This window comes from Pauljensenia sp. 20925_1_27 (assembly GCF_041432835.1).
In the GTDB taxonomy this organism is placed as follows: Bacteria; Actinomycetota; Actinomycetes; order Actinomycetales; family Actinomycetaceae; genus Pauljensenia.
In genome coordinates this window covers 69,911-92,181 of the sequence record NZ_JAPWAH010000005.1, presented here as the reverse complement: position 1 = coordinate 92,181, position 22,271 = coordinate 69,911, and the positions used below count along the sequence as shown (strand labels likewise).

At 67.5% G+C, this 22,271-nt stretch carries 15 protein-coding genes; 14 read left to right on the top strand and 1 reads right to left on the bottom strand.

Annotated elements, in window-relative coordinates:
* Window positions 1–20: 20 nt before the first annotated feature.
* The 7 genes from O3684_RS04815 to ppdK all read left to right on the top strand — a co-directional run bounded on the left by O3684_RS04815 (window position 21) and on the right by ppdK (window position 11,717).
* Window positions 21–986, top strand: a complete 966-nt coding sequence (locus tag O3684_RS04815; protein ID WP_500062976.1) for an AAA family ATPase — start codon at window positions 21–23, stop codon at window positions 984–986.
* Between the two features lie 20 nt (window positions 987–1,006).
* Complete coding sequence (locus tag O3684_RS04810; protein WP_500065380.1) at window positions 1,007–2,233, top strand: DUF58 domain-containing protein; 1,227 nt, start codon at window positions 1,007–1,009, stop codon at window positions 2,231–2,233.
* The gene (locus O3684_RS04805; protein WP_500065379.1) at window positions 2,230–4,902 is read left to right on the top strand and encodes a transglutaminase-like domain-containing protein; all 2,673 of its coding nucleotides are present in this window, start codon (window positions 2,230–2,232) and stop codon (window positions 4,900–4,902) included. Before O3684_RS04810 ends, O3684_RS04805 begins: the two co-directional genes overlap by 4 nt.
* Window positions 4,899–6,431 carry a serine/threonine-protein kinase gene (locus O3684_RS04800; protein ID WP_500065378.1) on the top strand — a complete coding sequence of 511 codons (1,533 nt, stop codon included), beginning with the start codon at window positions 4,899–4,901 and terminating at the stop codon, window positions 6,429–6,431. Before O3684_RS04805 ends, O3684_RS04800 begins: the two co-directional genes overlap by 4 nt.
* Window positions 6,432–6,567: 136 nt before the next feature.
* Window positions 6,568–7,440, top strand: a complete 873-nt coding sequence (locus tag O3684_RS04795) for a PP2C family protein-serine/threonine phosphatase (protein WP_016460923.1) — start codon at window positions 6,568–6,570, stop codon at window positions 7,438–7,440.
* On the top strand, window positions 7,440–8,756 hold the full coding sequence (locus O3684_RS04790) for an FHA domain-containing protein (RefSeq protein ID WP_500065377.1): 1,317 nt from the start codon (window positions 7,440–7,442) through the stop codon (window positions 8,754–8,756). Before O3684_RS04795 ends, O3684_RS04790 begins: the two co-directional genes overlap by 1 nt.
* A 243-nt stretch (window positions 8,757–8,999) precedes the next feature.
* Window positions 9,000–11,717: a pyruvate, phosphate dikinase gene (ppdK, locus tag O3684_RS04785; protein WP_500065376.1), complete on the top strand. Its 2,718-nt coding sequence runs from the start codon at window positions 9,000–9,002 to the stop codon at window positions 11,715–11,717.
* 1,429 nt (window positions 11,718–13,146) lie between these two features.
* Here ppdK and O3684_RS04780 read toward each other — a convergent pair.
* A complete protein-coding gene (locus tag O3684_RS04780) occupies window positions 13,147–13,968 on the bottom strand; it encodes a CPBP family glutamic-type intramembrane protease (protein ID WP_500065374.1) in 822 nt (273 codons plus the stop codon).
* Between the two features lie 463 nt (window positions 13,969–14,431).
* Here O3684_RS04780 and O3684_RS04775 point away from each other — a divergent pair, with 463 nt between their 5' ends.
* The 7 genes from O3684_RS04775 (at window position 14,432) to O3684_RS04745 (ending at window position 22,054) form a co-directional block, all read left to right on the top strand.
* Entirely contained in the window at window positions 14,432–16,081 is a 1,650-nt protein-coding gene (locus tag O3684_RS04775) for an FTR1 family iron permease (RefSeq protein WP_500065371.1), read from the top strand.
* Between the two features lie 56 nt (window positions 16,082–16,137).
* Complete coding sequence (locus tag O3684_RS04770) at window positions 16,138–16,770, top strand: iron transporter (protein WP_500065370.1); 633 nt, start codon at window positions 16,138–16,140, stop codon at window positions 16,768–16,770.
* Between the two features lie 136 nt (window positions 16,771–16,906).
* Window positions 16,907–18,226, top strand: a complete 1,320-nt coding sequence (locus O3684_RS04765; protein ID WP_500065369.1) for a Fe-S-containing protein — start codon at window positions 16,907–16,909, stop codon at window positions 18,224–18,226.
* A gap of 9 nt (window positions 18,227–18,235) precedes the next feature.
* On the top strand, window positions 18,236–19,513 hold the full coding sequence (locus tag O3684_RS04760) for an ABC transporter permease (protein ID WP_500065368.1): 1,278 nt from the start codon (window positions 18,236–18,238) through the stop codon (window positions 19,511–19,513).
* Window positions 19,514–19,518: 5 nt separating this feature from the next.
* On the top strand, window positions 19,519–20,703 hold the full coding sequence (locus tag O3684_RS04755; RefSeq protein ID WP_500065366.1) for an ABC transporter permease: 1,185 nt from the start codon (window positions 19,519–19,521) through the stop codon (window positions 20,701–20,703).
* Window positions 20,704–20,711: 8 nt separating this feature from the next.
* Window positions 20,712–21,494: an ABC transporter ATP-binding protein gene (locus O3684_RS04750; RefSeq protein ID WP_500065365.1), complete on the top strand. Its 783-nt coding sequence runs from the start codon at window positions 20,712–20,714 to the stop codon at window positions 21,492–21,494.
* Window positions 21,491–22,054 carry an FMN-binding protein gene (locus tag O3684_RS04745; protein WP_500065363.1) on the top strand — a complete coding sequence of 188 codons (564 nt, stop codon included), beginning with the start codon at window positions 21,491–21,493 and terminating at the stop codon, window positions 22,052–22,054. Before O3684_RS04750 ends, O3684_RS04745 begins: the two co-directional genes overlap by 4 nt.
* Window positions 22,055–22,271: the final 217 nt, after the last annotated feature.

Here is a 22,271-nt window from a genome sequence, read left to right as displayed (position 1 = left end):
AGAGAAACATAGGACAACTCATGACCCTTTCCATTGAGGATGCAACCAGGTTCGCCCAGGTCTTCAAGGGCCTCGTCGACGGCGTGTCCGTGGCGGTGCTGGACAAGCGCCAGGCCGTGCGACTCGCACTCACGACGATGTTCGCCGGCGGCCACCTCCTGCTCGAGGACGCCCCCGGTACCGGCAAGACCGCGCTGGCGCGCGCCATCAGCGCCGTTATCGACGGTACGCACTCGCGCATCCAGTTCACCCCCGACCTGCTGCCCTCGGACATCACCGGCGTCAACATGTTCAACCAGAAGACGGGCGAGTGGGTCTTCCACGCCGGCCCCGTCTTCGCGGAGATCGTCTTGGCCGACGAGATCAACCGAGCGTCGCCCAAGACCCAGTCCGCCCTCCTGGAGGTCATGGAAGAGGCCCAGGTGACGGTCGACGGCGTGCGCCGCCCCGCCCCCCAGCCCTTCATGGTCATCGCGACCCAGAACCCCGTCGAACAGGCAGGCACCTACCCGCTGCCCGAGGCCCAGCTCGACCGCTTCCTCATGAAGACCTCGATCGGCTACCCCTCGCGTAGCGCCATGATCGACGTCCTCGACGGCTCGGCCTCCCCGGACCGCTCGAAGAACCTGCGTCCCCTCGTGACCGGTCAGGACATCGTCGCCTGGGCCGCCCTGGCCTCGGCGAACCACACGGACCGCGCCGTGCTCGACTACGTGGCCGCGCTGGCGGAGGCCACCCGCGAGGACGAGTCCTCGCTGCTGGGCGTGTCCACCCGTGGCGCCATCGGCATGGTGCGCTGCGCCCGCGTGTGGGCCGCCGCGCAGGGCCGTAACTTCGTCCTGCCCGACGACATCAAGGCCCTCGCCGTGCCCGTGTGGGCACACCGCGTCATCGTCGACCCCGACGCCGCCTTCTCCGGCGCGACCGCCGAAGGCATCATTCAGCGTGCCCTGACCTCCGTGCCCGCCCCCGCGGTCGGCGCGTAAGGAACTGGCCGGACACAACGATGACAGGGAAGCGCACGGACACCCCCACGATGGTCTCGCCCCGCAGGGCGAAGGCCGGTCCTTCGCATCCCCTGAAAGCCCTCACCTCGGCGGTCACGCCGATCGGCTGGGCGGTCATCGCCTTCATCATCGCGGGCCTGGTGCTCGCGGTGACGCTCGAATGGGTCGAGGCCCTGGCGTGTGCGCTCGCGGGCGTCGTCGCGCTGGCGCTGGCCGTCCTGCGCGTGGCGTGGCGACCCCCGCACCTCGTCTCGATCCGCGTGCCGAACGAGCGCATCGTCGCCGGCCAGACCGCCGTCGGCGAGATCTCGGTGCGTAACGAGCGCTCTCGCTCCGTGCGTTCGGGCATCATCGAGCTGCCGATCGGCTCGGGCACCGGCGAATTCGTCGTGCCCCCGCTGGGCGCCCACGAGACCTGGGACGAGATGTTCCTGATCTCCTCGCGTCACCGCGGCCTCATCAGCATCGGCCCCGCCCGAGCCGTGCGCTCCGACGCGCTGGGCCTGCTGCGCCGCGTGCGCATGTGGGACGAGCCGGTCGTCCTGCACGTGCACCCTCGTACCGTGCGCGTGCCATTCGACGCGACCGGCTTCCAGCTGGACGTCGAGGGCGTGTCCACCGGCAAGCTCTCCAGTTCCGACGTGTCTTTCCATGCCCTGCGCGACTACGAGCCGGGCGACGACCGGCGCGCCGTGCACTGGCAGTCGACCGCGCGCCTCGGCAAGCTCATCGTGCGCCAGTACGAGGAGACGCACCGCTCGCACCACGTCATCGTCCTGGACACGTCGCGCGACGCGTGGGACTACGAGTCCTTCGAGACCGCGGTGTCTGTCGCGGGTTCGCTGGGCCTAGCGAACCTGCGCGAGTCGCGTCCCGTCTCGCTGACGACGACGGAGTCCTGGCTGCCCTCGGGGCACGCGATGCGGATGCTGGATGCGCTGTCCGAGGTCTCGGCGCGCTCCTTCGGGGACCTGCCCCTGCGCGTGCGCGAGGCCGTGGCCCAGCGCGCCGGCGTCTCCGCGCTCACGCTCATCGTCGGCCCGCAGGTGAGCGATAGCGACGCGGCGCACCTGGCCCGACTGGCACCCATCGACGTGCCCGTCTCCATCATCCGCATCGGTGCCGAGAACGAGCGCGCCCGCCGCGACCTCGGCCGGGGTATCCTGCTTGACTGCTCCACGCTCGACGACCTGCCGCGCATCATCGTTGCTGGAGGCCTGGCATGAGCAGCAACGTCAACACCAAGCCGCGCGCTCAGCGCATCGAGTCGCAGGCCCGGCCCGAGGCAAACGAGACGCACGTCCGTGCGGTGGGAGAGATCCCTGATGCGACCGAGAAGCGTGATCGCGGCGCGGGCGAGCAGTCCTCGGATGCCCCCAAGCCCAAGACGACGCGCAACCGCCTGCTGACGATCACGCAGCGCTTTGCGACGTATCGCACGCGACTGCCGATCTGGTCGCTCCTGATCCTCGCGCTGCTCTTCGTCGGCCCCGTCGCCGCCTTCGAACCCGTCTTCGGCGGGGGAGTGGGTGCCATCGCCGCGGGAGCGGGCGTCATCTGCGGCCTCGCACTGTCCGCCGCCTCGACGCGCTGGCGCTGGGACGGCGTGACGAGCGTGCTCAGCGTCGTAGTCACCTACTTCCTGCTCGGAAGCGCGGCCGCGCTGCGCTCCGAGGCCCTCTTCGGCCTCCTGCCGACCGGCAAGACGCTGCAGGTCATGGTCCTGGGTTCCTTCCGCGCATGGAAGGACCTCCTGACGCTGACGGCACCCGTGTCGGTCTACTCCGGCCCCGCCCTCGTGCCGTGGATGAGCGGCCTCGTCCTGGCCTTCCTCGCCGGCATCATCACCGCGCGCTTTGGCCGCGCGGTCCTGGGCTCCATCCCCGTCGTCCTGATGGGCGTCATCTCCGTCTTCTTTGGACTGTCGCGCCACACCCTGCCCCTGTGGGTGGTGCTGGCTTGGTGGGCGCTCCTGGCAGCCTGGTGGGCGGTCGCCGCGCAGTATCAGCGCATCACCCTGGGCCAGGACGTCCTCGTGGGCCGCTCGAGCGCGCCCGGCGCGGACAACACCCTCGGGCGTCATTCCCGCTCGACCGTCTACGTGTGGACCCGGGTCATGGGTGCGCTCGCGGTGCTCGCGATTTCCGTGGGTATTGCGCTGCCCGCAGCGTCCTACTTGGGGTCCTCGGGGACGCGCGTCGTCGGCCGTGACCTCGTTCAGCCGCCCCTGGATATTCAGGCCTATCCCTCGCCGATGGCATCGTTCCGCCACTACACGACGGACCTGAAGGATGAGACCCTCCTGACCGTGTCCGACCTGCCCGAGAACCAGCGCGTGCGCATCGCCGCCATGGACGTCTACGACGGCACGACCTTCGGCATGACGAACAAGCGCGATGACGCGCACACCGGCTATATTCCGGTCGAAACGACGATCCCCGGGCGCCCCGAGGGCAACTCCATCGTCACGGTGGAGACCACCGGCATGTCCGGTCCGTGGGTACCCATCCTGGGTGCGCCCTCGCAGATCACCTTCACGGGTCCTCATGCGAGCGCCCAGAAGGAAGGCCTGTTCGTCGACACATGGTCGAACGCCGCGCTGACGACCGGCCCCGCGGGGACGATGAGCTACTCCGTGACGACCACCTTCACGGCCCCCGTGCGCGACGAGGACGTGGCGACCCTGGCGGTCGCGCCCTTCACGATGGCGGACACCAACGTTCCCGAGGCCGTCGCGACGAAGGCAGCCGAAATCACACAGAACGCGTCCACCGCGCTGGCCGCCGCGCGCGCGATTGAGCACTACCTGTCGACGAACGGCTTCTACCTCAACGAGAACACGCAGTTCTCGCGCCCCGGCGTGCGCGCCGACCGCCTCGAGCGCATGCTCTCCGACGACAACAACCTCATCGGTGACGACCAGCAGTACACGGCGCTGATGGCGCTGATGCTGCACCAGCTGGGCATTAACGCGCGCGTGGTCATGGGCGCCTACCCGGAGGGCGGCTCCCAGGGCGGCGGCGCGACGCTGCGCGGTTCCGACATTCGCGCGTGGGTCGAGGTCGAGTTCGCGGGTGGCAACTGGGTCGTCTTCGATCCGACGCCGCCGCGCGATCACACGCCGCAGACGCAGGTCCCCAAGCCTCGGTCCGTGCCGCGTCCGCAGGTCCTGCAGCCGCCGGAGCCTCCGGAGGCTCCCGCCGAGCTGCCGCCGACGACGCGCGACCAGAACGCTGATCCGATGACTCCTCCGGCCGCCCCCTTCCCGTGGGGCGTCGTCGCCGGCATCGCGGGTGGTTTCCTGCTCGTGCTGCTTCCCCCGCTGCTCATCCTGCTCTACAAGGCGGGCCGCCGGAGGCGTCGCCGCCGCGCTGCGGCCGCCCAGGCGCTCGTTGGCTCGTGGGATGAGGTCGTCGACCTCGCCGCAGACTCGGGCCTGCGTATCGACGTGGGTCGCACCAGGCAGGAGACCGCCTGGTCGCTGGCCTCGCAGTGGGAGCTCGGCGAGGACCCGGGCGACCCCTTCACGCTGGTGACGGGCGAGGTGCGCCACGGGGACGACGGGTCGACGGACTCCGTGGAAATCGACGAGGCCGTGGCTGGCAAGGGCCGCTACGTGATCGATGGCTGGAGCCGCTTCGGTGACGACGTGCCAGCACCGGTCGTGATCGCGCGCTACGCGGACGTCGCGAACTTCGCGTCCAACGGTGCCTCCCGTGACCGCGCGCGTGACGCGTGGGAGCAGGTGGGTGCCCTGCGCGCCCAGGTGGGCAAGCGCGCCGGATTCTTCGTGCGCATTCGCCGCGCGCTGTCGCTGCGCAGCCTGCGCATGCGCCGTAAGCTGCGCCTGAGCGCGTCCATCGCACGCACGATGCATGAGGAGGAGGATCGTTGACGCCCCCGGTCGCGGGCCTGAAGGGCCCTGATATTCCCGGCTTCCGATGGGTGCGCCCGCTCGGTCAGGGCGGCTTCGCCGACGTCTTCCTCTATCGTCAAGAGCTGCCGAGCCGCGAGGTGGCCATCAAGGTCGTGCGTACCCAGGGCGATGAGCGCGGCACGAAGGAACTGCACCGCGAGGCCGACGCGATGACGCTGCTCGCCGGCCACCCCTCGGTCGTCGAGCTGCACGGCGTGGGGACGACGGCCGACGGTCGCGCGTACCTGATCATGGAGTATTGCCCGGTCGCGGACCTGCTCACGCAGGTGCGTGCGCGCCCGATGCCGCTCGACAAGGCCCTCGACACGATGATTAAGATCAGCGGCGGCGTGGAGATGTTCCACCGCCAGGGCTACGTGCATCGCGACATTAAGCCGTCGAACATCATGCTGGACTCCTACGGCAAGCCGGTGCTCGCGGACTTCGGCGTCGCCTCGAAGGTGGGTCAGCTCGAGGTTGGCGCCTTCGATGGTTTCTCGGTGCTGTGGGCACCCCCGGAGCAGCAGGATGTGAATTCCCCGGCCTCGCCCCTGCAGGACGTGTGGGCGCTGGCTGCGACGACGTGGACCTTCGTGACGGGGCGCAGCCCCTTCGAGGATCCGATCGGTGATAACTCGGCTGCGTCGATCGCGAACCGCGTGCAGCGCGGACGCATGCGTGGCCTCGGGCGTGCGGATGCCCCGGCGGAGTTGGAGCGCGTGCTGCGTGCCGCGATGACGATCGACCCGGCCGAGCGTACGCCCTCGGCGATGGAGTTCGGTCAGGGCCTGCAACGCGTCCAGAAGGAGCTGGGCCTGCCGCGCACCGAGATGGAGATCAAGGAGAAGCGCTCCAAGGCCTCGGCTCACACCGCGGGCGACCAGAAGACGCGCCTGCGCGGGGCGCCCGTCATCGATCCGGATAAGACGCGCCTGCGCTCGAACTCGTACTCCTTCGAGGGCGGGGCTGGTTCCGGCGGCGTCGAGGCGGTTGCGGACTCGTGGAAGATCGAACGATCCGGGGACGCGGACGAGGTCTCGGCTCGTCGCGTCGTCGAGGATCCCTCGGCGGCCAAAAAGGGGATGTCCCCGGTCGCCGGCGTGCTCCTGGCGCTGCTGGCCGCGGTGATCGCGGCCGGCCTCATCGTGGGAATGTTGCGCGGCCAAGGCTCGTTCACGCGCATCTCTCCCGCACCTGAGACGACGAGTGCTTCCCCGGCCCCCGGTGACGCGTTGGGTTCAGCTCCCCCGCAGGTGTCGGGCTTGTCCGGGCAGTACTCCGACGGAATGGTGACCTGGACGTGGACCGCTCCCGACGGGCCCTCGCCCCAGGACATCCTGTACGCCTACGAGGGCTCGGGGGCTGCCGGGGCGTCGCGCGGTCGCGTGGAGTCGACGAGCGTGACGGTCGATGGTGCGAGCGGGCAGAACTGCATCGAGATCACGACCGTGTCGCGCTCGTCCGGTCGCATGTCCGACCCGGTGCAGGCCTGCGTGGAGGCCCCGTGACGTACTACGATCAGTCGGTTTGCTTTTTTCGTCCGCTCTCTGCTCTTGTCGGACGAGACCCTGGTCACGCCGGGTGTAAAATGGTTAGTATCGCGCGCAGTCCCTCGCGCTCAACGCAGCTAAAGGATGAAGGTTCATGTCTCTAGAGGAACATGCGGAACGGCCCGCAGTTCGATGGGGCGCCTCGACCGATATCGGTCCGGTTCGCTCCGAGAACGAGGACTCCTGGCTGGCGGTTCCTCCGGTCTTCGCCGTCGCCGACGGAATGGGTGGCCACCTAGGTGGGGCCCAGGCCTCGTCGAAGGCCGTTATTACCCTGCAGGAGTTTCTGAGCTCGGACCGCCTCGGGAATCGCCCCGTTGATCTGGTGGATCTGTCCGTCGCGATCGACGCGGCGGCTAACGCGGTGGCGTCGCTGGCGCCCGCCGATAATCCGATGAGCGCGCCCGGCACGACCCTGTCGGGGCTCATGGTGCTGCGCACCGCCGAGGGGCCCTACTGGCTCTCATTTAACGTGGGTGATTCGCGCGCCTATGTCGTGGGCGGCGGTGGCATCCGCCAGCTCACGCACGATCACTCGGCGCTGCAGGAGGCGCGCGACCTCGCGGCCACCTCCGGGGCACCTCGTGTGATCCCTCCCGCGAATGTTGTGACGAAGGCCCTGGGTGCCGGGCAGACCGGAAGTGTGAAAGCCGACTACACAATCATGCCGCTGGAAGAAGGCGACCGGGCCGTCATCTGTACAGACGGGGTGCACGGCGTCCTGAGCGATTCGCAAATTCATGCGGTTGTTGCGGCTGGCGACGGCCCGCAGGGGACGGCCGACAGACTCGTGCGCGCCTCACTGGAGACGGGAACGCGGGACAATACGACCGCCGTTGTAGTTTACGCAGGAACCAAATCACGAGTAACATTGACATCGAATGTCATGAATCGGATGATTCAACCAGTACGTCCGGCGTCGATTGAGACCGCTCGCCGGGTCCCTCGTAGAGAAGGCAGTAACTGATGCTTCAGATTGGACGCTTCCTGTGCCGCGGGCAGGGCGCGATGCTCGTCACGGGTCCCCTCGGCGCGGCGCTGGTTCCGCTCGACTTCGCGGACTCTGCGGCCGACGTGGTGTGGGGACGCGCCGACACCCAGGCGTGGCTGTCCCACGTCCAGGCTGAGAAGGGCGACGCCCTCCTGCTGGACTGCGCCGGCGAGCAGCCCTACCTGACGGTCCTCGGCAGCATTCAGCTGCGCATGCGCGCCGCCGGCCAGATCACCGAGCAGGTCTGGACCGACCCGATCTGGGCCTGGCCCTTCAACCCCGGCGAGTGGCAGACCTTCGAGGCCACGATCATTGACGGCGACGAGGTCACGTGGATGGTGCCCGCCGCCGATCGCGTCGAGGCTGGCGAGATCCGCATCGGCCGTGCGCTCGACGAGGTCGAGGCCCTCGCCTCGATGCCCGTCGACACGATGGGCTTCCTTATCAACCCCGACATTCCGGACCACGAGCGCCGCGCGCGTCGCGACGCCCGCGAGGAACTGCCGGAACCCTCCACGCGCACGTCGTCCGTGGATCTGGCCGCCGTCGAGGCCCAGTTCCTCGCCGCGACCAGCAACGGCCCGGTGTCGCTGCGCCCCGCCTCGCGCACCCCCGACGCCGAGGAGGTTCCCGAGGCCGCCGCCGAGCACGTCGAGGAGCCCCCCGAGGAGGTGCCTGCGAAGGAGCCCGAGCAGCCCTCCGGCGAGCTCTACGTCGTCGCCGACGCCGAGGAGCCGCCGGTCGATACGGCCGAGTCCGCCGAGCGCCAGGGCGGTTTTGGTGAGTCCGGTACCCCGGCCTCGTCCGAGGTTGTTGCTGAGCCTCCTGTCGCTGAGCCTCCCGCCATCCCCGAGGCCATGAGCGCCGAGGGCCTGGCCGGCCTGGGTGCTGAGACCGACACCGAGGCGACCATCCTGCGCCTCGCCCCCGCGAACTCCGGCCCCGCTGCCCCCGTCGCCTTCCTGATTCACGGCGGCACCGTGCCCGTCGAGGTCTCCCGCGACGTCGTCATCGGCCGCGACCCCGATGCCCGTGCGCTGACCGGCCGCCCCGTGGCCACGGTCCTGCGCGTGCCCAGCCCCGAAACCGAGATTTCCCGTTCGCACTGCGCCGTCATGATGACGACGCCCGGCTCGTGGGCCCTCATGGACCTGGGCAGCGCGAACGGCACCGTTCTGCGTCACGCCGACGGCTCGTTCCAGGACGTCACCCCCATGGTGACGATCGCCCTGAACGACGGCGACCTCATCGACGTGGGCGAGGGAACCACGATCGAGTTCCGCGTGCGCTGACATCGTTTATCGATGCTGGTGGGGTGGGCCTGGCGGCCTGCCCCACCAGCATTTTTCTGTCTTTTCCGAGGGGGAGGGGGGAGCGCGTGGCTGCCCCGGCCTCGTCTGTGACGCGCATATGTCAGAACAATCATACGGCGGGGCGTCTCGAAGTGACCTAGGTCCCTTGAAGCGTGTATTCTTACCCCTGGTAGCGGCCCGTCGATGGGCCGGACATCGCAAACACGGAAGTTGAGGACCACGATGGTCAAGTATGTGTACGACTTCTCCGAGGGTGACAAGTCCATGAAGGACCTGCTCGGAGGAAAGGGAGCCAACCTTGCCGAGATGACGAAGCTCGGCCTGCCCGTTCCCCCCGGCTTCACGATCACCACCGAGGCGTGCCGTGCATACCTCAAGGACTCCACGGTTCCCGAGTCGTTGGCCACCGAGGTCACCCGCGCCCTGCGCGGCGTCGAAGACCAGATGGGTCGCCACCTGGGCGACCCCTCCGACCCGCTCCTCGTCTCCGTGCGAAGCGGCGCGAAGTTCTCCATGCCCGGCATGATGGAAACCGTCCTGAACATCGGCCTCAACGATGAGTCGGTCCTCGGCCTCGCGGCCGTTAGCGGTAACGAGCGCTTCGCGTGGGACTCCTACCGCCGCCTCATCCAGATGTTCGGCAAGACCGTCCTCGACATTGACGGCGACCTCTTCTCCGACGCCCTCGACGACCTCAAGGCCGCACGCGGCGTCAAGGGCGACACCGAGCTGAACGCCGAGGACCTCAAGGGCCTCGTCGAAACCTTCAAGGGCATCGTCAAGGAACAGACCGGCCACGACTTCCCGCAGGACCCCCGCACCCAGATGGACATGGGCATCGAGGCCGTGTTCCGCTCCTGGAACACCGAGCGCGCCCGCATCTACCGCCGCCGCGAACGCATCCCCCACGACCTGGGCACCGCCGTCAACATCTGCACCATGGTGTTCGGCAACATGGGTGAAAACTCCGGCACCGGCGTGTGCTTCACCCGCGACCCCTCCTCCGGCCACTCCGGCGTCTACGGCGACTACCTGGAGAACGCGCAGGGCGAGGACGTCGTCGCCGGCATCCGCAACACCCTGGCCCTGTCCGACCTCGAGCGCATCAACAAGCCCGTTTACGACGAGCTGCGCGCCATCATGCGCAAGCTTGAGACCCACTACCGCGACATGTGTGACATCGAGTTCACGATCGAGCGCGGCAAGCTGTGGATGCTCCAGACCCGCGTCGGCAAGCGCACCGCCGCCGCCGCGTTCCGTATCGCCACCCAGCTCCTCGGCGAAAAGCTCATCACCCGCGACGAGGCCCTGGGCCGCGTCACCGGCGACCAGCTCACCCAGCTGATGTTCCCGCAGTTCGACGCCAAGGCCGACAAGGACCTCATCGCTCGAGGCATGGCCGCCTCCCCGGGTGCCGCCGTCGGCAAGATCGCCTTCAACAATGCCCAGGCCATTGAAGCCGCCAGCGAAGGCGTCAAGACCGTCCTCGTGCGCCGCGAGACCAACCCCGACGACCTGCCCGGCATGGTCGCCGCCGAGGGCGTCCTTACCGCGCGCGGCGGTAAGACCTCGCACGCTGCCGTCGTCGCCCGCGGCATGGGCAAGACCTGCGTGTGTGGTGCCGAGTCCCTCGTTATCGACGAAGCCGCCGGCACCGTCACCATCGGTGACCTCGTCCTGACCGCCGACGACACCATCGCCATCGACGGCCAGACCGGCGAAATCTTCCGCGGCGAGGTCCCCGTGACCGACTCGCCCGTCACCACCTACCTCGCCGAAGGCCTCGAGGCCGGCCTCGCCGCCGCCGGCGAAGACGCGGGCACCCGCGAGCTCGTCGAAGCCGTCGACAAGCTCCTGTCCCACGCCGACAAGGTCCGCCGCCTGCGCGTGCGCGCCAACGCCGACACCCCCCTCGACTCCAAGCGCGCCATCGAGTTCGGTGCCGAGGGCATCGGCCTGTGCCGCACCGAGCACATGTTCCTGGGTGAGCGCCGCCCGCTCGTCGAGCGCGCCATCCTCTCCGCCCCCGAGTCCGACGAGCGCCAGGCCGCCTTCGACGAGCTCGAGAAGCTGCAGAAGCAGGACTTCCTCGAGATGCTCGAGGTCATGGATGGCAAGTCGATGACCGTGCGCCTCATCGACCCGCCGCTCCACGAGTTCATGCCCGCCCTCATCGAGCTGGAGACCAAGGTTGCCGTCGGCAAGGCCACCGGCACCCTCGACCCCGCCGACGAGGCCATGCTCGTCGAGGTTCGCCGCATGCACGAGCAGAACCCCATGCTCGGCCTGCGCGGCGTGCGCCTGGGCATCTATCTGCCCGGCCTGTTCGCCCTGCAGATGCGCGCCCTGTGCGAGGCGGCCGCGCAGCTCGTGGGCCGCGGCCTCGACCCGCGCCCCGAGATCATGGTTCCGCTCGTCGGCTCCGTGCGTGAGCTCCAGCTCGTGCGCGAAGAGGCCGAAGGCATCATCGCTTCCGTCGCCTCCTCCCGCGGCGTCGACCTGTCCGGCGTCTCCATCGGCGCCATGATCGAGCTGCCGCGCGCCGCCATGACGGCCGAGGACCTCGCCGAGGAAGCCGACTTCTTCTCCTTCGGCACCAACGATCTGACGCAGACCGTGTGGGGCTTCTCGCGCGACGACGTCGAAGGCGTGTTCTTCCCGCAGTACATCGAGGCCGGCATCTTCGGCGTCTCCCCCTTCGAGTCCATCGACGTCCACGGCGTGGGCACCCTGGTCTCCGAAGGCGTGCGCCGCGCCCGCTCCACCAAGCCGAACATCAAGCTCGGCGTGTGTGGCGAGCACGGTGGCGACCCGCAGTCGATCCACTTCTTCCATGGTGTGGGCCTGGACTACGTGTCCTGCTCCCCGTTCCGCGTCCCCGTCGCCCGCCTCGAGGCCGGCCGCGCCGCGGTCGAGGATCACGTGGACATGACCGCCTGATCGCTGGTGGCGCCGTTGCTTTGATGAGCGCGGTGCCGATCCGCGCGGTGCCGTCTTTCTGATCGGCGCTGACTGAGTGGCGAGGCCGTGGCCGGGAAACCGGTCGCGGCCTCGTTACGTTGTTGGTGCCGGTGGTGTTGCGGCCCCACGGGTGTTCCGGGCACCGGAGGTCCCGGCCGCCCGCGAGGCTAGGCATCCTCACTTCGTTCGGTGCCGCGCCTCGAAGCCCGCCCGTGCCCTCCGGTCCCTCCGGCACCCTCCACACCAGTGGGGCCTGGTGTGCTCGTGGGCGGCGGCCCTCCCGTTGGGCCGGGCTGCCCGTTGGGCCGGGCTGCCCGTTGGGCCGGGCTGCTTGGTGTGCCCGTGGGCGGCGGCCCGCCCGCGAGATCGCTACACGCGAGCTTCGCTCGGCGCGTCGGCTCGATGTCCGGCCAGGCCCTGTCGCCACCCACGGGCACCGCAGCCAGGCCCGTCTGTCGTCCGGCAATTTCGCATGCAATTCTCCTGAGTGTATTTCAAGTGTTGAAATCTAATCGTTGATATTCTGCGGTTTTTGAGCGTGCGTCGATTCGTGTCGTGGGGGAATTGCATGCGAAATTTGTTTGGGGCTGGGTTATGTCGCCGCCCACGGGTGCCGCGGCGTGGTCCTACCAACCGGCCGAAGCTCGCACCGCGGCCGGGTCCCGTTATCCACGGGTGCCGCGGCCTGGCCCCCCGGTTCCTCCGGTGCCTTCCGCACTAGTAGGGCGTGCCGTGCTGTCGTGGCTAGCCCCAACTCTGCCTCGCAATCGGTACAAAATTCTCCCTGCTCAGCTTCTTGGTGGTGAGAACGGTATAAAACTCTCCCTGCATGCAGAAAAAGCGCCAAATTGAGCTATTTCGGGTGTGCAGGGAGAGTTTTGTACCGGATATGCGGCGAGGGTGGGTGTGCTGGGAGAATTTTGTACCGGATATGCGGCGAGGACGGGTGTGCGGGGAGAGTTATGTACCGGATATGCGGCGAGGGCGGGTGTGCTGGGAGAGTTTTGTACCGGATATGCGGCGAGGACGGGTGTGCAGGGAGAGTTTTGTACCGGACGTGTGCCGTGCAGCTCGTGCTGGGAGAGTTTTGTACCCAAGGGGCCCGGCGTGGTTGTTGTTAGGCGAATAATGTCTTGCTCTGGCGTAGTGCTCGTGCCAGTTGCTGGGCTATAGCAGCGCCCTGGCACCGCTCATGGGCAGTGCGGCCGAGTCCTCCGTGTCCTGGCGTTCTCCGCGCCGGCGATGGGGGTTTTGCACTACACGAAGCCCTCTTACGGAGTGTCGCCGGCGTGTCGAACCCTCGTGTAGTGCAATTCCCCCCGATTGGTGGCGGCGCGCCCGTCCAAAAACAGCGGACGTGCAGCAACGCCCCGCCCGGGCTCGGGCGGGGCGTCACGACATCCAGCAATCAGGCGTTCTGCAGCGCTCCCTGCGCGGCGAACATGAGGATCACCATGATTGTGTTGTTGAGCGCGTGGAACAGCCACGAGTAGGCGACGTTCTTCCCGGACTTCACGTACACGAGCGTCAAAACGATGCTGAGCGGCAGGTAGGAGAAGAAGTCCTGCCACTGATGGCTGTGCATGTAGGCGAACAGTGCCGCTGAGATCGATGCGACGAGCCACGTGGGGGCGTACGCGCTGAGCTTGCCGATGAGGATGTGGCGGAAGAAAATCTCCTCAATCACGGGCACGCCAACGGTCACGAAGAAGGAGAACGCCAGGCCAAGGGTCCCGTCATACAGGGCGTTGATGACCTGCTGCTGGTTTTCGGCAACTGGCGGGTTGCCTCCGTAGAGCGCGAAACGGACGGAGGCCTGAACGATGACGACCAGGAGCCACAGGCCGAAGAGGAGCGCGATCTTGCGCACGGGGCGCGTGCGCAGGTAGGAAAATGCGGGAAAAAACTCGCGTGCGAAGAACGCGAGGACGAGGATCAACAAAACCGTGTCGATCGCCAGGTTGATGGCGGTCAGGTCCCACGACTCGGGGAAGATCCATGTCGGCACTCCCACCAGGAAGAACGCGGCGTAGGGGATCCCGAAGATCGCGATGCGCACCCACTCGGCACGCGTGGGGCGCATGGGGGACGAGGCCGGGGCCGGCTCGCTCTCCACGGTGCCGTCGCGCAGGGGGAGGGGGGCCGCGGACGCGGGGCCCTGCGGGCTTGCGTCGGCCACGGGGGATGTTGGCGTCGCGCTCAAGGGCTGGGCATTCGGATCGGTTGTCATGGGTGGTTTCCTCTTCCTGTCGTCGATGGTGCTGCCCAATATTCTGACAGAGTTTGAAACAAAGTAATGAGCGCGCGTTGTTGTGAGTGTTGGTTGCCGCGCGTGTTTGTGGCGGGCGAAGGTTGCGGTTCGCCAAGGCCTGAGCTTCGGGTGATCGGCGCGCGAGTGATGGTAGTCGCGTGCGGGTGTTGGGTGTCTGTGTTTTCGTTGCAACCGCACTATTTTTATGGCATTGCGTCAGCAAGTGACAATCCTGGGTCCTTGGTCCCCGAATGGCGGCGTACATGCGCGCTAAACACCGTCACAGCATGATCACAATTTAGGACAACCTAAACGGACTACTTTCCACCTGGGCGAGATGTGGCTACGCTCAATGGTTAGGGATTCCATCATCCCGGCGTTACCTAATCGCCGGATCGTCAGGAGGCAAGCGGTGTCAGTGCTTCGCGCTCACGCAGGCAGTATGTGTGCTCACGCAGGCAGTATTCGCGCTCACGCGCGCAGTGTTGGTCAGCGACTTAGTCGCGTTCTTATCGTGGCCGTGATGGCGGCCCTGGCCGTGGCGATGTTCGCCTCGCCCTCGCGCGCCGCTGATCAGACGTGGAGCGATGTGTCGACCACGATCAACGGCCTGATCGACGAAGGTGTGTCCACCTTCAAGGCGGGCGACGCCAAGGGCGGCAAGGACAAGATCAACGACGCCTACTACAAGCACTACGAGATCACCGGCATGGAGAAGCAGGTCATGGCCCGCATCTCCGGCTCGCGCGTCTCCCAGGTGGAGATGGAGTTCTCCCTCCTCAAGAAGGCCATGACTGACGCCGACAGTGCGGGCGTTGACAGTCACGCCACAACCCTCAAGCAGTACATGGTCGAGGACGGTGCCTCCCTGGACGGCGTGGCTCCGGGCTCGGCAGCCCAGGCCTCGTCGGACGATTACAGCCCCGGCGCGTGGGGTGAGGTCGCCAAGACCATCAACGGCATCCTTCAGGACGGCGCCAACGCCTACAAGGGCGGCGACGCCAAGGCCGGTAAGGACAAGGTCAACGAGGCCTACTACAAGCACTACGAGATCACCGGCATGGAGAAGCAGGTCATGAGCCGCATCTCCGGCTCGCGCGTCTCCCAGGTGGAGATGGAGTTCTCCCTCCTCAAGAAGGCCATGACCGATAACGACTCGGCCGCGGTCGACCAGCACCTCTCGACGCTGACGAACTACATCCGCGAGGACGCCAACAGCCTCGACGGCTACACCGGCAAGGCCGCCGACAAGACCGCCGACGGCTCGGGCACATCCCCGTGGATCGCCCAGTTCCTGCCCTCCCTCCTCGTGATCCTGCGTGAGGGCATGGAGGCGATCCTCGTCGTCGCCGCGGTCCTGGCCTACCTGGCCAAGGCCGGTCACAAGAACAAGGCACCCATCGTGTGGGGCGGCGTGGCGCTCGCCTTCGGCCTGTCCATCGGCCTGGCCTTCCTCTTCAGCTACGTCACCTCCCTGGCGGGCGCGAACCAGGAGCTCCTCGAGGGCTTCGCCGCGCTCTTCGCGGTCGTCATGCTGATCTGGGTGTCCAACTGGATGATCAACAAGTCCTCCAACAAGGCGTGGGACGAGTACATCAAGAAGCAGACGGACGCCTCGCTGAGCAGCGGCTCCCTGCTGGGCCTCGCCTTCATCTCCTTCCTGGCGGTCCTGCGCGAGGGTGCCGAGACGATCCTGTTCTACGTCCCGATCGTCGCCGCCGCGGGCGACAAGGTCCACTATGTGTGGATCGGCCTGGCGGTCGGCCTCGTGGCCCTCGTCATCATCTACCTGCTCATCCAGTTCGCGGCGGTGCGCATCCCGCTGCGCCCCTTCTTCACCATTACCTCGCTGCTGATGGCCTTCATGGCCATCACGTTCACGGGTTCTGGTATCGGGGAACTCCAGGAGGCGGACGTCGTGTCCCTGACGCCCATCTCCGGCTTCCCCACCATCGACCTCTTGGGGATCTACCCCCGAGTGGAGAACCTGGCCGCGCAAGCCATCGTTCTCGCCATCATCGTCGGTCTCTACTTCTTCGGAAAAGCTCGCCTCGCCCGCGAGGCCGCCGCCCAGTCGCGGGCCGAGGAATGACATCAGTCGAGCGACACCGACTTTTCACCCAACCAACACGCACAGGAGATCATCACATGAAGCGTTCTCTGTTCCGCGTCGGCGCGGCCCTGGCCACGCTGGCCCTCGCAGGCACCCTGGCTGCCTGCTCCAACAACTCCTCCTCGTCCTCCAGCGAGAAGCCCGCGGGGCCGGCCTCGGCCTCGGCTGACTCGGGTGCCGCCGCCCCCGGTGAGGATGCTGGCTTCGAAGAGCAGCCCCTCGGCGACGACGTCCACGTTGGCCCGCTCGTCGTGGGTGGCGTCTACTTCCAGCCCGTCGACATGGAGCCCGAGGTGGGCACCCCGGCCGCCGAGTCCTCGATGCACATTGAGGCCGATATCTCCGCCGCCGCCGACAACAAGCTCGGCTTCGGTGCGGGCGACTTCATCCCCGGCCTGACCGTCGACTACACGATCAAGGACAAGTCCGGCGCGACCGTCCAGGAGGGCACGCTCATGCCGATGAACGCCTCCGACGGCCCGCACTACGGCCTGAACCTGCCCAAGCTCGACGCCGGCACCTACGACGTGACCTTCTCGATCAAGCCTCCCACGGGCTGGCTGCTGCACACCGACAAGACCACGGGTGTTGAGGGCCGCTTCTGGACCGAGCCGCTCGTCGCCGAGTTCCCGGATTGGCAGTGGGATCCCACGGCCGTCTCCTGGTGATCGACGCGCACACTTCGCGGGGCCGAGGTCGTGGTTCCTTTCTGGGACTGCTGGCCTCGGCCCTCGCCCCGTGAGGGGACTAGAATCGACACCGTAGCTACGACTTCGGTGAACCTTTATTTCGGGAGGAAAGCCAATGCTTCAGCAGATGAGCGAAGCAACCTTGACGTTGCTGTTGACGATGCTCGCCGTCGGTGCCGTCATCCGCTTCATGCCGGCCGCCGGGCATGGTCGCCGCGGCAAGAAGGCGCGGTCGCTAGCGGTGTGGGCCGGTATTGGCCTGGGTATGATCTCCTCCCTGGTCTTGACGGTGATCAACGTCGAAGCCCCCAAGGCCGTGAACCGCCAGACCGTCGGCCTGTTCACGCTCCCCGCCGCGGTTGTTCTCGCGCTGCTCTTCCTCGCGCTGGTCGCGCTGCGTTCGCGCCGCGTGCGCTCCCTCCTGCCCGGCGATGGTGACGACGAGGCCCGGGCGGCCTCGTCGATGGAGACCGCGGTGAGCGGCGATACGCTCCTGCGCATCGTCGGTGCCCTCTACATCGCGGCCGTCCTGTTCCGCGCCGTTCCCACCGCCATGAACCAGGCCGTCATGATGCTCTCGGGCGGCGTCGAGATCTACTCCAGCCAGGTTGTCCTCGCGATCCTCGGATATACGCTGGCCTGGCTGCTCGTCAGCTTCGTCGCCTGGGTGTCCTACCGCCTGTGCGCTTGGAATAACCGCGTGTGGCCGGCGGCCTTCATCATGGTCGCCCTGCTAGCCAACCACTCCCTGATGATCGTGCGCATCCTCAAGGCCAAGCGCTGGATCTCGATCCCCAAGGACGCGTGGAACACCATCTCCTGGTTCATTAACCACGAGGCCGTCTTCACGCTTGCCGCGGGCCTGGCCCTGTGCGCCGTCGTGGTGCTCACGTGGCTGGCCTCGCGCTCGATCCCGACCGTGGGGGCCAACCCCGCCGAGGGGCGCCTGGGCCGCGCGCGCTCGCGCCTCTACAAGTCCATGGCGGGCACCGCCGCCCTCGGTTACCTGTGCGGCGCGCTGCTCATCACCGTCGGCGTCGCCTACGGCAGCCAGGAGGTCGAGCTGTCCGCGCCCGAGTCGTTCAGCGTCGTCGACGACCAGGTGAGCGTCAACCTCGCCGACATTTCCGACGGCCACCTGCACCGCTACGAGTACACGACCTCGGGCGGCGTGAAGGTGCGCTTCATCGTCATCCAGAAGTCCGGCTCCTCCTTCGGCGTGGGCCTGGACGCGTGCGATATCTGCGGCCCCACCGGCTACTACGAGAAGGACGGCAAGGTCATCTGCAAGCTGTGTGAAGTGGCGATGAACATCGCGACCATCGGCTTTAAGGGCGGCTGCAACCCGATCCCCATCGACTACAAGGTCTCCAACGGCACGCTGACCGTGCCGATCTCGGCTCTCGAGGCCTCGGCCTCCATCTTCGCGAAGTAAGGGGATCGCGTGTTCTTCCGAATGCTGCGCGGCGCCCTCACGAGGCGCGGTAACCGCCACCTGATGATCGCCCTCACCGTGGCGCTGGGCGCCTGCGTCGCCACGTCCATGCTCTCCGTCATGTTCAACGTGGGCGACAAAGTCAACCAGGAACTCAAGTCCTACGGCGCCAACATCGTCGTGCGCCCCCAGGGCGCGGCCGTCCTCGACGACCTGTACTCCACAGGCGAGACCACCGAGTCCCGTTCCTACCTGCGCGAGGACGAGCTCGGCAACATCAAGACGATCTTCTGGACCTACAACATCCTCGACTTCGCGCCCCTGCTGAGCGTGTCCGCCACGGACGCGAGCGGCGAGCACGTGCCCACGACCGGCACCTGGTTCAGCCACCACCTCGAGCTGGCCACCGGCGAGAGCGTCGAAACCGGCCTCGACAAGCTGCGCGGCTGGTGGGGCATCGAGGGCTCGTGGCCCGCAGACGACGACGAGAACGGCGCCCTCGTCGGCACCACCTACGCGGCCGCCCACGGCCTCGGCGTCGGCGACACCTTCACCCTCACCCGCGAGGGGATCACGCGCGAGTTCACCGTGCGCGGCATCCTCACCAGCGGCGACGACGCCGACCGCGGCGTGTACATCCAGCTGGCGCAAGCCCAGGAGCTCCTGCAGCGCGAGAACGTCGTCGGCAGCGTCGAGGTTTCCGCCCTGACCACGCCCGACAACGACCTCGCGCGCAAGGCCGCGAAAAACCCGAACTCGCTGAGCGTGTCCGAGAAGGAAACCTGGTACTGCACCGCCTACGTCTCCTCGATCGCCTACCAGATCGAGGAAGTCATGACGGACTCCGTGGCACGCCCGGTCCGCCAGGTCGCCGAGTCCGAAGGCACGATCCTGGAGAAGACCCAGCTGCTCATGGTCCTCGTGACCATCCTGGCGCTCATCGCCTCGGCCCTGGCCATCGCGAACCTGGTCACCGCCGGCGTCATGGAGCGCTCCAGCGAAATCGGCCTCATGAAGGCCGTGGGCGCGAAAGATAAACAGATCATCTCGCTGTTCCTGACGGAGACGATCATCGTCGGCCTGGCCGGTGGGGTCCTCGGCTACGGAGGAGGCATTGTGCTCGCCCAAGCGATCGGCTACATGGTGTTCCACTCGTCGATCGCGTTCGTGCCCGTCGTCGTCGGCCTCGTCGCCGTCCTCGTGATCCTCGTCGTCCTGGGAGCCTCCATCCCGGCGATCCGCTACCTGCTGCGCCTCAACGCGGCTGAAGTCCTGCACGGAAGGTGATGCCCATGTCCAGACGAGCAATGTTCTGGCGGATGGTTATCTCCTCCATCCTGCGCCGACGCTCCCGCGTCCTTATCGCGATTCTCGCCGTCGCCATCGGAGCGACCACGCTGTCCGGCCTCGTGACGATCGCCGTCGACGTGCCCGCGCAGATGGCCCGAGAAATCCGCTCCTACGGCGCCAACCTCGTCGTCACCCCCGCCGGGGACGTGCCCATGACCGACGAGGCCGTGGCCGCCGCGACCGCCCAGGTACCCGCGAGCGCACTGGTCGGATCCGCGTCCTTTGACTACGAGACCGTCACGATTAACGACCAGCCCTACGTCGCGGGCGGCGCGGACCTGAACGCCGTGCACGCCATGAACCCGTACTGGTACGTGGACGGGGAATGGCCCGCTGCGACGGGTCAGATCCTCGTCGGTGAGCAGATCGCCTCGACGATCGACGTCAAGGCCGGTGACACGATCACGGTCAGTCAGCTGGACGCGAGCGCCTCGTCGAAGGCCGCCGCGCAGTCGGGGGCGCAGGCCTCGGCCCTCAAGGTCGATCCGCGTACCGTCACCCTGACCGTGTCCGGCATCCTCAAGACCGGCGGCAACGAAGACGGCTACGTGTACATGACCAGCCAGGACATGAGCGCCCTGACCGGGCAGGCCGACGCCGTGTCGCTCGCCGAGTACTCGATCGCCCTGGAGGGCGACCAGCTGAGCGCCATCGCCGACGCGATGAACGCCGCGAACCCCGACATTCACGCCCAGACCGTGCGCCGCCTCGCCCAGTCCGACACCGGCGTGCTGGCGATGCTGCGCTCCCTGCTCATCGTCATCACCGTCATCGTGCTCGCCCTGACCATGATCGGCGTGTCCACCACGATGATCGCCGTCGTCACCGAGCGACGCAACGAGATCGGCCTGCGCAAGGCCCTGGGCGCGACCGGGCGCTCCATTACCCGCGAGTTCATGGGTGAGGGCGTCATGCTCGGGTTCATCGGAGGCGTCCTGGGTGCCGGGGCGGGCTACGGCCTCGCCGTCCTCATCTCCACCTCCGTGTTCCACCGATCGATCTCGCTGCACCCCGTCATCCTCCTCGGCACGGTCGCCTGCTCGATCCTCATCGCCGTCCTCGCCTGTCTCCCGCCCGTGCGCCGCGCACTGGCCGTCGACCCCGCGCTCGTCCTGCGCGGAGAATGAGAGTCACCATGACCACCTCCACCGCCCCCCAGGCCTCGTCGGCCGCCACGGACGCGCTGCTCACCCTCGAGGGCGTCTCCAAGATCTACGGCGACCTGCACGCGCTCGACAACGTCTCCCTCGAGATCCCTCGCGGCCAGTGGGTTTCCATCGTCGGCCCCTCCGGCTCCGGTAAGACGACCCTCATGAACATCGTCGGCGCCATGGACACCGCCACCACAGGCACCGTCATGCTGGACGGGCACGACATTTCCGACCTGACCGCCGACGAGCTCACCGAGGTGCGCTGCCGCACGATTGGCCTCGTGTTCCAGCAGTTCCACCTCATCGGCCACCTCACGGCCCTCGAGAACATCATGGTCGCGCAGTACTACCACTCGATGCCCGACGAGAAGGAAGCCCTCGAGGCCCTTGACCGCGTGGGCCTCGCCGACCGCGCCACCCACCTGCCCCGCCAGCTCTCCGGCGGCGAACAGCAGCGCGTGTGCGTGGCCCGTGCCCTCATCAACTACCCCAAGCTCGTCCTCGCCGACGAGCCCACGGGCAACCTGGATGAAACCAACGAGGAAATCGTCCTCGACCTGTTCAACCAGCTCCACAAGGAGGGCACGACCCTCATGGTCGTCACCCACGATGCGCTGGTCGCCGAGCAGGGTCAGCGCGAAATCCGACTCGACCACGGCAAGGTCGTGAAGGAAACGTGGCACGACCACGACTTCGAAGAACGCTCCTCCGGGCTGTCCGTCCCGCGCGACGGCGACGCCCGCAGCGGAAAGGACAAGGTGCGATGACCACGCCCACCACCCCCGACACTCGATCCCGCTGGGCCTCCCCGGCCTCGTACGCGGTCCTCGGGGCCCTCGGCGCGACCATCCTGGCCGCGTGCGCGCCCTCCACCGGCCTCGACATGACCAAGCCCATGAGCGACGGCACCTGGACCGCCCAGTCCAACGCCGATGACCAGGGCTCCATCGGCACCATCACCATCACCGTCGAGGGCGGTCGCATCACCTCCACGTCCTACGAGACGACGCTCGCCGACGGCACCGACAAGGGCACCAACTACGGCAAGAACTCCGCGGGCGAGGTCTTCAACGAGGACTACTACAAGAAGGCGCAGGCCGCCGTCGCCTCCTACCAGGAGTACTCCGACAACCTCACGAAGGTCGGCGACCCCGCCAAAGTCGACGTCATCACCGGCGCCACCGTCGCCCACCAGCAGTTCGTGCAGGCCGCCATCCGAGCCATCGCGGCCGCCCAGGGCGTCTCGCCCGACGGCGCCGACGACATCAACATCCCCGGCCTGAACGACTCCACCAAGGACGGCGACGTCGACGGCTCCGACAGCTGAGCCTGTGCCCACGTGGCGCTCATCCTTCCCCGCGATGGGCACCCGCGTCGACATCATCGGGTGGGGCGGGGACGGCATGGCGATCGTCAACGCTCTCGTGGGCGTCGTTGCCCGCCACGAGGACCTGTGGAGCGTTTTCCGGGTTTCTTCCGAGGTATCGCGGCTCAATGCCGCTGTACGCGGTCCCGCGTGCAGCCACGACGCGCGCGGTGGCGAA

Bases quoted from the DNA above. Each gene is read 5' to 3' on its own strand.
- O3684_RS04750 (WP_500065365.1), top strand. From the start codon at position 20,712: ATGACCACCTCCACCGCCCCCCAGGCCTCGTCGGCCGCCACGGACGCG.
- O3684_RS04815 (WP_500062976.1), top strand. From the start codon at position 21: ATGACCCTTTCCATTGAGGATGCAACCAGGTTCGCCCAGGTCTTCAAG.
- O3684_RS04765 (WP_500065369.1), top strand. From the start codon at position 16,907: ATGCTTCAGCAGATGAGCGAAGCAACCTTGACGTTGCTGTTGACGATG.
- O3684_RS04810 (WP_500065380.1), top strand. From the start codon at position 1,007: ATGACAGGGAAGCGCACGGACACCCCCACGATGGTCTCGCCCCGCAGG.
- O3684_RS04775 (WP_500065371.1), top strand. From the start codon at position 14,432: ATGTGTGCTCACGCAGGCAGTATTCGCGCTCACGCGCGCAGTGTTGGT.
- O3684_RS04755 (WP_500065366.1), top strand. From the start codon at position 19,519: ATGTCCAGACGAGCAATGTTCTGGCGGATGGTTATCTCCTCCATCCTG.
- O3684_RS04790 (WP_500065377.1), top strand. From the start codon at position 7,440: ATGCTTCAGATTGGACGCTTCCTGTGCCGCGGGCAGGGCGCGATGCTC.
- O3684_RS04805 (WP_500065379.1), top strand. From the start codon at position 2,230: ATGAGCAGCAACGTCAACACCAAGCCGCGCGCTCAGCGCATCGAGTCG.
- O3684_RS04795 (WP_016460923.1), top strand. From the start codon at position 6,568: ATGTCTCTAGAGGAACATGCGGAACGGCCCGCAGTTCGATGGGGCGCC.
- O3684_RS04770 (WP_500065370.1), top strand. From the start codon at position 16,138: ATGAAGCGTTCTCTGTTCCGCGTCGGCGCGGCCCTGGCCACGCTGGCC.
- ppdK (WP_500065376.1), top strand. From the start codon at position 9,000: ATGGTCAAGTATGTGTACGACTTCTCCGAGGGTGACAAGTCCATGAAG.
- O3684_RS04745 (WP_500065363.1), top strand. From the start codon at position 21,491: ATGACCACGCCCACCACCCCCGACACTCGATCCCGCTGGGCCTCCCCG.
- O3684_RS04780 (WP_500065374.1), bottom strand. From the start codon at position 13,968: ATGACAACCGATCCGAATGCCCAGCCCTTGAGCGCGACGCCAACATCC.